Origin of the sequence: Haladaptatus pallidirubidus (assembly GCF_020700235.1) — an archaeon.
In the GTDB taxonomy this organism is placed as follows: domain Archaea; phylum Halobacteriota; class Halobacteria; order Halobacteriales; family Haladaptataceae; genus Haladaptatus; species Haladaptatus pallidirubidus.
This window is the reverse complement of sequence record NZ_CP085307.1, coordinates 360,868-371,783: the sequence shown is the minus strand read 5'-3', so window position 1 is coordinate 371,783 and position 10,916 is coordinate 360,868. Positions and strand designations below refer to the sequence as shown.

The 10,916-nt window shown below is 50.7% G+C and carries 13 protein-coding genes and 1 pseudogene; 10 read left to right on the top strand and 4 right to left on the bottom strand.

The window, feature by feature from the left end:
- Window positions 1-910: 910 nt before the first annotated feature.
- From LIX15_RS31530 to LIX15_RS33560, 7 genes and pseudogenes are all read left to right on the top strand, one after another.
- Window positions 911-1,438, top strand: a pseudogene (locus LIX15_RS31530) (tyrosine-type recombinase/integrase); the annotation flags it as partial.
- Between the two features lie 261 nt (window positions 1,439-1,699).
- On the top strand, window positions 1,700-1,846 hold the full coding sequence (locus LIX15_RS31525; RefSeq protein WP_227778758.1) for a hypothetical protein: 147 nt from the start codon (window positions 1,700-1,702) through the stop codon (window positions 1,844-1,846).
- Window positions 1,847-2,144: 298 nt separating this feature from the next.
- Entirely contained in the window at window positions 2,145-2,882 is a 738-nt protein-coding gene (locus tag LIX15_RS31520; protein WP_227778756.1) for a hypothetical protein, read from the top strand.
- A 353-nt stretch (window positions 2,883-3,235) separates the two neighbouring features.
- The gene (locus tag LIX15_RS31515; RefSeq protein WP_227778755.1) at window positions 3,236-3,397 is read left to right on the top strand and encodes a hypothetical protein; all 162 of its coding nucleotides are present in this window, start codon (window positions 3,236-3,238) and stop codon (window positions 3,395-3,397) included.
- A gap of 96 nt (window positions 3,398-3,493) precedes the next feature.
- Complete coding sequence (locus tag LIX15_RS31510) at window positions 3,494-3,679, top strand: hypothetical protein (RefSeq protein WP_227778754.1); 186 nt, start codon at window positions 3,494-3,496, stop codon at window positions 3,677-3,679.
- Window positions 3,680-3,835: 156 nt separating this feature from the next.
- Entirely contained in the window at window positions 3,836-4,156 is a 321-nt protein-coding gene (locus LIX15_RS31505; RefSeq protein WP_227779295.1) for an SHOCT domain-containing protein, read from the top strand.
- Between the two features lie 511 nt (window positions 4,157-4,667).
- Entirely contained in the window at window positions 4,668-5,063 is a 396-nt protein-coding gene (locus tag LIX15_RS33560; RefSeq protein ID WP_227778752.1) for an antibiotic biosynthesis monooxygenase family protein, read from the top strand.
- Between the two features lie 222 nt (window positions 5,064-5,285).
- Here the strand turns inward: LIX15_RS33560 and LIX15_RS31495 are convergent, their stop codons facing one another.
- Both LIX15_RS31495 and LIX15_RS31490 read right to left on the bottom strand, forming a co-directional pair.
- Window positions 5,286-5,780 (bottom strand): luciferase domain-containing protein, encoded by a 495-nt coding sequence (locus LIX15_RS31495; RefSeq protein WP_227778750.1) that lies wholly within the window; start codon window positions 5,778-5,780, stop codon window positions 5,286-5,288.
- 180 nt (window positions 5,781-5,960) lie between these two features.
- Window positions 5,961-6,590 (bottom strand): helix-turn-helix domain-containing protein, encoded by a 630-nt coding sequence (locus tag LIX15_RS31490; protein WP_227778749.1) that lies wholly within the window; start codon window positions 6,588-6,590, stop codon window positions 5,961-5,963.
- Between the two features lie 321 nt (window positions 6,591-6,911).
- Between LIX15_RS31490 and LIX15_RS33555 the strand changes: the two genes are divergently transcribed.
- Window positions 6,912-7,304 (top strand): high-potential iron-sulfur protein, encoded by a 393-nt coding sequence (locus LIX15_RS33555; RefSeq protein ID WP_345413353.1) that lies wholly within the window; start codon window positions 6,912-6,914, stop codon window positions 7,302-7,304.
- A 146-nt stretch (window positions 7,305-7,450) separates the two neighbouring features.
- On the opposite strand, the gene LIX15_RS31480 is transcribed toward LIX15_RS33555, so the two are convergent.
- Complete coding sequence (locus LIX15_RS31480; protein ID WP_227778745.1) at window positions 7,451-7,990, bottom strand: universal stress protein; 540 nt, start codon at window positions 7,988-7,990, stop codon at window positions 7,451-7,453.
- 97 nt (window positions 7,991-8,087) lie between these two features.
- Window positions 8,088-8,861 carry an SDR family NAD(P)-dependent oxidoreductase gene (locus LIX15_RS31475; protein ID WP_227778743.1) on the bottom strand — a complete coding sequence of 258 codons (774 nt, stop codon included), beginning with the start codon at window positions 8,859-8,861 and terminating at the stop codon, window positions 8,088-8,090.
- 217 nt (window positions 8,862-9,078) lie between these two features.
- Here LIX15_RS31475 and LIX15_RS31470 point away from each other — a divergent pair, with 217 nt between their 5' ends.
- Together LIX15_RS31470 and LIX15_RS31465 are read left to right on the top strand one after the other, a co-directional pair.
- Window positions 9,079-9,975 (top strand): ABC transporter ATP-binding protein, encoded by an 897-nt coding sequence (locus tag LIX15_RS31470; RefSeq protein WP_227778742.1) that lies wholly within the window; start codon window positions 9,079-9,081, stop codon window positions 9,973-9,975.
- Between the two features lie 222 nt (window positions 9,976-10,197).
- Window positions 10,198-10,842, top strand: coding sequence for a DUF2705 family protein (locus LIX15_RS31465; protein WP_486327139.1), 645 nt, complete (start codon window positions 10,198-10,200; stop codon window positions 10,840-10,842).
- Window positions 10,843-10,916: the final 74 nt, after the last annotated feature.

The following is a 10,916-nucleotide window of genomic DNA, read 5'->3' as shown; positions in this document are numbered from 1 at the left end:
AGAGGAGGAAAAGAAACGCTTGTCCTGCTCGCCCTTTCAATGGGGTCGCTGACCAGGCACTCAACATAGTGAATGATTCTCTCCGTGAGACTATCAGTTTCACTCCTCTGTACGATCGTCAGTGAAATGGCACAAGTAACGATTGAATATTCGAAAAGATCCACATTAGTCATATTCACTCACATGAACCCGGCTTCTGTGAGAGGTCGGATCATGTGAATAGCTCAATTTCGCGTTTGTGGATTCATCGGACATTCGGTGTATTCATTACCGTATTGGAATCTAAGCGGAACTAGACCACTCGTTCACAGCACTTCATGTATCTGTAATCGTATTAGACTGGTAGCCAACTCAGGTATTACGGCGGATCGTTGATCCAACGACTATGAGTAATCCACCAGCGACCAAACAAAGTCCCAGAAAAAGAGGAAGCAGTGAGGAAGTAGCATAGTTACAGCCATCATACCAAGACAGCGTCATTCTTTGCAAATCAACGCCGGTGATCCTGCTTCGACTCAAATCAATGCTGAAAATATCTGGGTTGTGATCCGGACACAGCCTCAACGTGCTCGATACAAAAACTAGCGATAGCGGCATGAGTCCGATTCCAAGAGAAACAAGCAAGATTCCAATCTGGCGAATAGTAATCCTTGACACGTGTTAATCTATTTCTATGTGTGTCATTCCTGTATCTTTCCATTGACGACGAATAGGAGAATTGATTTTTCACAAAGTGGGTTCAGACGCTGTGCGCCAAGATGTTCACTGACGAGTGTCGCTCTAATCTGTGCGCAGTTATTCGTATAGTTCGGATAGATTATTGTTGAGTGCGTGGTGGGAAGTGACGGCTGGAAGTATCTGCTCCATCAGTTGGATGATTAATTGCATATGTGCCGCGTGATCGGATTTCAGCGACTCGTTCGAACACGAGATCGCCATTCGATTGATGGGCGACTGTGGTCTGCGAGTGACGGAAGTTCTCGGCGTCACGCCCTCCGACATCTCACGTATGGACGACGGACGCCACTACGAGCTAGAGGTCACGAACGGGAAAGACACGACCGGGAGCTACGACGGCGGGAAGCAGCGCGAGACGTGGTTGCCGGTCGAGATCGAGGCAACGATCAATCGCTACGTCCAGCAGGCCGATCTTCGGGGCAACGACCCCCTGATTGGACGGTCAAAACGTACCGTCCAGTACTGGGTTGAGAACGCTGCCGACCACGCTGCCGACGAAACGGACAACGACGACTATCGGCGCGTCTCAACGCACGATCTCCGCCGCTGCTGGGCGAACCACCTACTCGTTGAGGAGAACGTGTCACCGCGAATCGTGATGGCGCTCGGTGGGTGGTCGAGCTATGACGCTATTGAGCCATATTTCGCTGCACCCACTGAAGCGAATATCATTGCGTCGATGAGCGCCGTTAAACTGTAAACGGCAAATCAAGGGCCGAGGATCACTACTCCTGAATTCTGTAAGCGGAAGTGAAATCCATCAGGTTGCCGCCCTCGGGAAAGCATATTTCGTCTGTTCGCACCATCCATCAGCTTCAAACCAGCACTTTCCCGGTCTGATCCCTGATTTTGATTGAGTAGATCGAGAGTGCGAGCCTTCAACCAAGTTGCTCACCCGTTAGGAGCTTATACTAACCGATGTCACCCCCGATTTATCGGAATTCAGCTGCAATTCGAACTCATGAGTGAATCACACATGGTAGGATTGTCGGTTGCGGATCGCGTGATCGATACGGAAGATGACGATCCAAATGTGGGTAGCGGTGGTAAGACCACCGATACAGACGATAACGGATTCGGAGTTTTCGACTTCACTTATCCGAATTGAGTGAACAAAACCAATCTCCATCTGAGATCATCGTTCCCGTCTTGGAAGAAGGCAGCGTTACGAGCCGTGTGATCGTCTCGCCCTATCCCTTTCCTCTTCGAATGTGGTGGATTACTCTGTAACGGCTCTGTTGAAATTCTCAGAGGGTGATAGAAATGGCGTGCTGAATAGAGAGCGCATATTTTGCACGTTGTACGGCTCTGTCACTATTGAAAATCGGTCGTGTCGGCGTTCGAATCCGTTGGTGCAAGACTATGTCAAAGGATTATCTTCCCTGCCACACAGACATCTGTTATCTATGAAGACAGCCGACGCGAAGCAAATCGGGATCCTCTGTGCTGATGATCAGCCGGTGTTCACTGCTGTTGCCAGCCAACTTCGGGACGCAGGACATACAGTTCGATTCTTCGATCCGCGATCCGAACTCTCTCCGACCCACATCGATGATCTCGCTCTGCTCGTCAACAAGCAGGTGTTTCCACTTAATCTCCCCGTTCTCAGGTATGCACGGCGAACCGGGACGCCCTTGTGGAATAACCTCGTCGCAACGATTGCATTGAGTTCGCGGCTAATCGGGCTACGAGCGCTAGAGACGGTCGGATTTCGCACTCCTCAAATAACCTTCGAAAAACCCGAGTTTGAGTACGTCGCAAAGCCCTGCTACATCTGGCACGGCGACCCCGAACTGAACGGTGAGGGAGGATTCTATCAAGAGCGGATCCACACGGAGCCCATCGATTACAAGTACTACGCCGTCAACGATGGAGCGCGAGTCCAAACGGCGGCCAAGCGTGTCACCTCGAAGCTCCACGGCCCCAAACGATTCCTGAACCAGGTACGTCCTAAACCGACGCTTACACGGCGTCTTCGCCGCCTCGTCACCCGACTCGATCTTCGCGGCGTCGGGATCGACTTCGTCAAAGATGACGAGGACCGGTTCTGGGCCGTAGACGTCAATCTCGCCGCAGGGTACCGGGACAGCGAGTTAGAACCGGCCCTCTATAAGTCGATTCGTGTAAACCTGCCCGACCGGTGATCTGGGAAGTACTTTTTCGAACTAGTACTGAGGAGAGAGTTTCTGCTGAATACACGCTCTGTATTTAGCAAGTGGATTCTCGTAGGTTGGTATTTTATACTAACCTGCGTGGTTGACTTCTCCACAAAATCATAAGCGGAAGTGAAAACAGCCACCCCCACGCCCTCCGGTAAGCATGTTTCGTCCGCTCGAACCACTCACCTTCTTCAGAACGACGATTCCCCCCTGACTGTGATCGAGACAGCTGAGATTGCAAGCTCGCAATCGGTCACCGCTGATTAGTAGCTCATACTAATATTCTGACCCCTTCAGTTTTGTCGACTCTCAGTCGCAACTCGAATCCTAATGAGGCGATGGCAGAGACAACCGACTCGGCCGAGGAAAGTATCGAAGACGACGAAAGCGGCGATGATTCGGCTCCCGATCCACCAAACGAATTGCTCGAGCTATGTGAGCGGCTGGAATCGAACGGGGCGACGGTAACGACCGACCGAGGTGGTCATGTGGTTGAGTAGTCGGGAGACAAGTATTGAGTACCGTCAGCGGCTAGTGAGCTGTTCGAGTGTCCACAGGACATCAAGTGGTGTCTCACGGACGGGGAGTTCTCCATCGTGCAGTCCCGCCCGATCACGTTGTTGTTTCCCGTGCCCACGTCAGAGCCGGACGACGATCGATTGCACGTCTACATGAGCATGGGCCACGGACAGGCGTTCGCGGAGGCACTCCCGCCGCTCGTGTGTGATCTCTGGGTGACGTACGTTCAGAGCTCATTCACAACAGTGTGTGCAGCGAGTTAGCATTCAGTAGCGCTCCTATTCTAGCCGGTCAGTTCCTTGAGTTGATTCGATGAATACGATATTCATCGAATTGCAACGCATTGGATTGTACCCTCAGTGAATATGTTCGAGTCAAAAGCCATGGCAAATGCCCGCTTCTTAGAATATGTGAATAGAATGTTCCAGAATCTGCTCGCGGGATCGGTTCACCAGATTACGAGTAGTGCGAATACGATCGCATTGCAACTTCGAATGGGGCTAGAAAGCGGCTCCTGGGGCGGCGGAGGATGGGGATGGGGGTTCGGATTCCTCTGGCCCCTTCTCTGGCTGATCGTCTTGGCCGCTACTATTGGGATTGTGATGTACTTCCTCACTCGACAAACTAGTAGCACGAACGCCAATAATGCACTCGTAGTGCTCCGTGAGCGCTACGCACGTGGTGAAATCGAAGATGAAGAGTTTGAGGAGCGAGCATCACGACTTCGGGATCATCCCTGAAATCATTCAGGCTGGTACAGAACGGACGGCGGTCTTCATAGTAGGTGGATCCACCGGATTATTTTCCTATCTCGTCGTTCGTTAAGGGAGATAACAATTTTGTCTCAGAATAGATGCCAATATTACAATTATGACTTGAAGTAGGCGAATGTATAGAAATAGACAAAACGACTGAAAAGCCATTTCTAGCTTTTGGCGGACAAGCAATTTCGCGTTGGCAATAAAATTCTATATATTTAATAGTTAAATAAATATATATGAAGACAACGATGAAACATGTTCGACCAAATTTTGAGGGGATAACGGCACGTCTGTTTGAGTGATGACTCCAAAGTCATGTCCAATTCAATCGAAGGTGCAGAGTACGGACGGTGCACGAACTGAATCGAACGAAAATCATGGGTAGTCCACGCAGCAGGGTCCACCTCGTTTCGTCGTTTTCGGACTTGGTATCGCCCTCGGACTTTTCGCCACTCGCCAACTCCAATCCAATTCCGGAGGACAGTGATTCATGGCCAAAATTGGCGATGAAACGGTCGGCGCGACACTAATAAACGTTTTTGATGTCGACCCCGAAAACCAGCAACAACTTCTCGACGAGATTCAGGAAACCGTCGAGTCGATGAGTGAGATTCCAGGATTCGTCTCTCTGAGTCTTCACCGCAGTCTTGACGGCGAGCGTGTCGTCAACTACGTGCAGTTCGAAAATCGAGAAGCGTTCCAGGCAGTTCACAACTCACCGACTGGGAAGAACAGATGGGAGAGGCGATGGCCGCTGCCAAACCAAATCCACACTTTTACGAGCTCGTGCTCACAAACGAAGCGTCGGACTAGTACAGCTGCTAGACCGTTCGATTTCACTTTTCCACACCAAGATAACCACCTTCTGAGCGATAAGAACTCATGAAGATCGGAATCTCTGAGGGGGCGCTGTCGTAACCAAAGATGAATGAATCAACAGGTTCAATAGCATTTCGGCACACCTATATAATTGCCATATATGCAATATTATATATGGTAATTGTGAACCAATTCTATCCATATCAATTATAAGTAGCTGGATGCACTCATCGAATCCGCATTTCTACATAGACCGGTGACGGAACGGTCTCTAAATGAGGAGTCTGATTTACTCGGAATTGATGATCTGGGTGAGGACTGCGCGAAGCTCATCACTGAGCTTCAATTGCCGGATTTCGGCCTCAACATCGAGATCAATATTCTCAACTTGTTCTTCGATATCAGATGTTTGCTCAAGCATGCTCGCGTGATGTAAATAGGAAAGACGCAGTAGGAAGACTGCCTGTTTAATGTCGTCTTCGGATTCGATAGCAAAGGTTGTTGCACGGTTCGGAACCACGTGATGTTTCTCAGTGTGACCTTCCACAAGCAACTGTTCTCGAAGCGGTTGTGGATAGCTGATATCCACCAGCCCTAGTTGATGTGGATGGACGTGTCCGATCTCTCTCTGTCCGAGACTGAACGTGGTGGAGTTAAATCGTCCGTCGCCAGTCGTGACCCCTGGCCACGACGACACTATTTCAATAACCTGTTCGACATACTGTTTGATATCTTGATTATCGCCGGCTGGCAATGCTTTCGGAACTCGGTCGTCTTCTGGCATGGATATACTACAAGTCGAAGAGAGGAGCGCATGTATCGTAGTTTCTCATGCGAACACCTTCGCGCATTCGAAAAGACGAGTCACTGAGCAAAAGCCAGACTATGAGATGACACCATAACGGGGGTGTGCGAAGTAATTGTGCTCCTGGAGAAGAGAGACAACGTAATAGTAAGCCACGGTCTATTCAACTGATTCTGCAAAGAATTCCTTAATGATGGTCTCTTCAGCGTTATGGAGTACGACGCTCGCAGTCGACTTGCTGACGTCCAGTTCGTCGGCAAGGTTGGTGAGCGAACATCCTCGCGGGGTATCGTAATAACCGTACTCGATGGCTTCGGTCATGAAACGGTGTTGGCGGTCAGTCAATAGATCGGTCGGATCGGTCGATTGTGTGACTGACATAATTTCATATGTGAGGCCAGTCGCGTCTAACTCATCTTTGAACCTCGATAGCCGCTCATGTGAGGTAGTTATATCGGAGATCACCCATCCATTGCGAATGGCCAAGGGGAAGCGTGGCAGGTTCTCCGAGGCGATCAGGGCACGATACGGTGGGGGTATGAATGGGAGCGAGTATTGAATGAGTAGGGTCTGTTCATCGGCATGCAGTAAGTCATACGATGTCAACCAAGATACTTCGTCGAGATCTCGAACGAGAGCTTCAGTGTCTGAAGTCCGGATTTCGAGGATCGCTAGCAGCCCATCCTCTGTCGGGTTGCTAGCTAGAATTCGGAACTCATCGTCCGGATGTTGGGCTGAGAGGGCGGCTGGTCCACCAGGAATTTTGGCCTTCAATTGTGCTCTGGGCATATATCGTCTATTAGGTTGTCAGGGTTATTCATGTAATCGCGAACATATTCGAGCGACCAGCGACAGTACTAACTTGCTCTGTCGGTAGCATTCGTCAGCAGTTACTCGAATCAGAGTGTACTTTATGCACTCTATTGTCTTTGGCCCAACGGAGGGTAACGAATTCGGTGGTGGTTCAAAGAAAGCATTTAGCCAGTACTGATTGGCCAGTCGTAGCTCCAGATAGCACCCGTCTCCGCATAAAGAAGACGTCAACTAGATCATGTATACGAACATGTTAGAGTGAACATCCACGATTCTTCTCACTAGAATTGTAATGTGATGTCATCCGATACCGAATCTCGGCAGACCACAACCGACTCGCCAACACAATCTAGCCATACCCATAGGAGTTCGCACACACAAGACATACCGCAAGATGACGGCTCACAGTCCAACCAAAAGCTAGATTCAGCTCGAACAACGGCAGCCCGTCGACGGTTCCTTCAATTACTGGGAACTGGGGGCGTGCTATCCATGGCGGGGTGTTCAAACAGCACTGGCAAGGCAGCAAAAGGGCAGGTGAGTTATCAAGACCATCCCAAGGGAAATCAACAATGCTCGAACTGTCGGTTTTATAGGACCGCGGAAAATGGTGACGCCACAGGCACGTGTACCCGAGTGAAGGGAGAAATAGCTCCTGATGCGTGGTGTAACGTCTACTCCAAAGGGTGAACAGGATCAACGGCACTGATTTCTCCGACAGCCATACAACGAAAAGCCAATCAAGAGCAGTGAACAAACGAAGCTACGATTTGACCAGCAGTTGCTAGAATGGATCTCCGATAAGTAATCAAGCTGCAAATCACTCGGACGCTTTCTTATTTCTGTTCAGATGGACGACTGTGCTCCCTCGCGTAGTGAGCAAGTTCGCGCTGAGTGGTGTATTGACTAGCCCTCTCGTCGATGTTAATCACTGGAACGGGTGCTTCCTGATGGATGCGAGTGAAAGTTTGCTCGAGGAACGATTGGTTGGGGGAAGTCTGCTCGTGTGTGCTCAGAACAATGCAGTCGATCAGGTTCGCTGCGACATAATCAAGAATCGCTTCATGCGGCATACCGTGAAGCACATCGATCGCAGACACGCATCCATAGCTTCGGTTCACTGGGTAGTGAGGTGATAACCGTGAGGAGGATCGCTCCGGTTGTCTGTGTTCGTTCTGACCGCCACCATCATCGGTCTGGATGATCGCACCGGAGTCAAGACAATCGAGGACATCGATGCGATGAATCGTTGCTTCGGACGCTTCACGGAAGACGAGCTCCCATTCGGCGATCCGTTTCGCTCGCTCGCTGCCATCCGTGAGCACAAGAATCGATTCATACGGGAGTGTATCGTGCTGATTGCTAGTTGGCAGCATTACTCAATTATGATTTCCAAGAGCTCTATACTATATTCACGAACACCTTCGACCGAATCTTCATGACACGTCTGTTCCTATGACCTGGCCTGGTTAATTATCGTTGTAAGTTCAGCCCTCCCGTTACAGGAACAATTGTTCCGTTGATGTTGCCGTTGGCTGGAGATCCGAGAAATACGACAAGGTCAGCAACATTCTTGGGCGTCGTGATCTGCTTCGAGGGCGTCTGCTCCGCAATTGCCTCGCGGTCGGATTGAGGCACTTGCTCAAGATTTTTCTCGGTCAGCACCATGCCTGGCATCACGACATTCGAGAGGATACCCGTCTCACCAAGTTCGGTGGCCAACACGCGGGTCAAGCCATGGATGCCAGCTTTGGCTGTTGCATAGGGGGCCATATTTTCCGATCCGATTTCGGCTGAGCTTGAGGAGATATTGATGATCCGTCCCCAGTCAGCGTCTCGCATGGCCGGAAATGCTGTTTGGACTGTATGAAAGACTCCATCCTGAATTCCATGGACCAACCGCTGCCACTCTGCCAGTTGAATATCCTCAAACGGAATGGGACGTAGATCCGATGGAACAGCGTTGTTCACGAGCACATTGATCGTCCCCCAGTGATCGATCACCGTTTGCACCGCTGTGTCAATCGATTCGTGATTGGTCATATCGTATTGTATGACGAATGCGTCCCCACCAACCTCGCGCACGCGATCAGCGGTTTCCTCTGCCCCATCCCGATTGGAGTGATAGGTAATCGCCACACGGGCCTCTTCCCGGCCGAAGGCGATGGCGATTCCCCGGCCAATTCCAGAGGAACTTCCGGATACCAATACTACGCAATTCTGTAAACCTGTTATTTTCGGCGTCATCAATCGCCGATTGGTTCGACTGCCACACGAATGTTCAGTCGAACATGTTCCTCTTGACATCAATTAAAACATGTTCGAGTAAACATCCACGTCACACGCTCGCCAACTGTGTTCTGTGAAATCATCCAATACCAAAACACAGCAGAGTGCACATCAGTCGCTTCGCACTGAGAGCGAACAAAGAAACGATATCAGAGACACACGAGGGGATCAGTCGATGGAGTCGGCGATTGTTGAAACCACTAATCTCACCAAGCGCTACGATGATATTACCGCCGTAGATAGTCTTGATCTCACCGTGCGTCGAGGCGAAGTGTATGGATTTCTCGGTCCTAATGGAGCAGGCAAGACGACAACACTGCGGATGCTACTTGGTCTCATTCGGCCAACTTTTGGCACGGCTACTGTGCTAGGTGAGCAGCCAGGAACCGCAACGGGGCTTGCACGGGTCGGAGCACTAGTGGAATCACCTGCCTTCTATCCCTATCTCACAGGGAGGCGCAATCTACATGTACTAGCACGATACGCTGGTATCTCATCATCTCGAATTGAGACCGTGTTGCACGAGGTCGAGTTGACCGATCGGGCGAGGGATCAGTTCAAGACGTACTCCTTAGGTATGAAGCAACGGTTAGGGGTAGCTGCGGCCCTGTTAAAGAACCCCGAGTTACTGATCCTCGACGAACCAACCAACGGCTTGGATCCTAAGGGGATGACGGAGATGCGCACACTCATCCGGAATATCGGCCAGGGGGAACGGACGGTATTGCTCTCTAGTCACCTCATGGGTGAAGTGGAACAAATCTGTGATCGAATTGGGGTAATACAGAACGGAGAGCTGATCGCCGAGGGAACGGTTGACGAGCTTCGAGGCCACGCCGAATTGCTCGTGCGAGCTGAGCCGTTGGATCAGGCTAAACAGCTCCTGGAAGGGATGATTGGAGACGAACACGTACAAGAGTCAGATGGTGCACTTCTGCTGACTCCAGATACTGTGCAGGCGGGTGAGATCACTCGAGTATTGGTTAGGGGCGGGATGACAGTCAAGGAAGTGCGACCTGTTGAGCGATCGCTCGAAGACACGTTCCTAGAATTAACCGGAGGAAGTCAGTAAATGATCGAAATGACTAAAATGTCGACAACCATCTCAGATAGTTTCATGGCGGAATTGGACAAAGCAATTCGAAGACCAGCCATTTGGGTTGTGATTGTGGTTGGAACCACACTGTCAGTAGCATTTAACTATGGTGTTTCATATGTCACCTATACCAATCCTGGGAGCGGCGTTTCCGCTGCTGCACAGCAAGAGATGTTGACAACCATGTTGCCAGACCAGATGATTGCGACAGTGATCGCTGGCTTCCCGGTCTTCGCCAGTGCGTTCGCACTCGTGCTCGGCGTACTCATCATGGGCAGCGAGTTCAGCTGGGGTACGTTTAAAACGATTCTTGTCCAGCGACCGGGACGGCTAAGCGTGCTAACCGGCAAGCTACTGGTTCTCTCCGGTGTTGTACTCGCATTCGTGCTTACAGTGTTTGTGTCTGCTGCGATAAGCAGTTACACTATTGCCACAATTGAGAATGCATCAGTGAACTGGCCATCGATGTGGGACGTTCTGATAGCAATCGGTGGCGGATGGTTGATTCTGGCTGTCTGGGCGGTGTTTGGGGCCGCGCTCGCCACCCTATTTCGGGGAACATCACTCGCCATTGGACTCGGGTTAGTCCACCTCCTACTAGTGGAAGGAGTCCTCGATGTTGGAAGGCAAACATCAAATATCTTAGCTGATCTCTCGGCGGCCCTACCGCGGTCGAATGCGAGTTCGCTAGCTGCTGCGGTGATCCCGTCGTCGTCGGAGGTAAGCGAAGCTGGCGTTGAAGCAACTGTTGGCTCGACTCAAGCCACGCTCGTACTCATCGCGTATCTCGTCGGCTTCGTATTGGTTACCAGTCTGGTATTTTATAAGCGCGACGTGACCTGATTGTCTAATCGTTCGAGTACACTCCTCACTCAGGGAAATCGACGCTCTTCGGTGCAATTTTCAACACGGGTCAA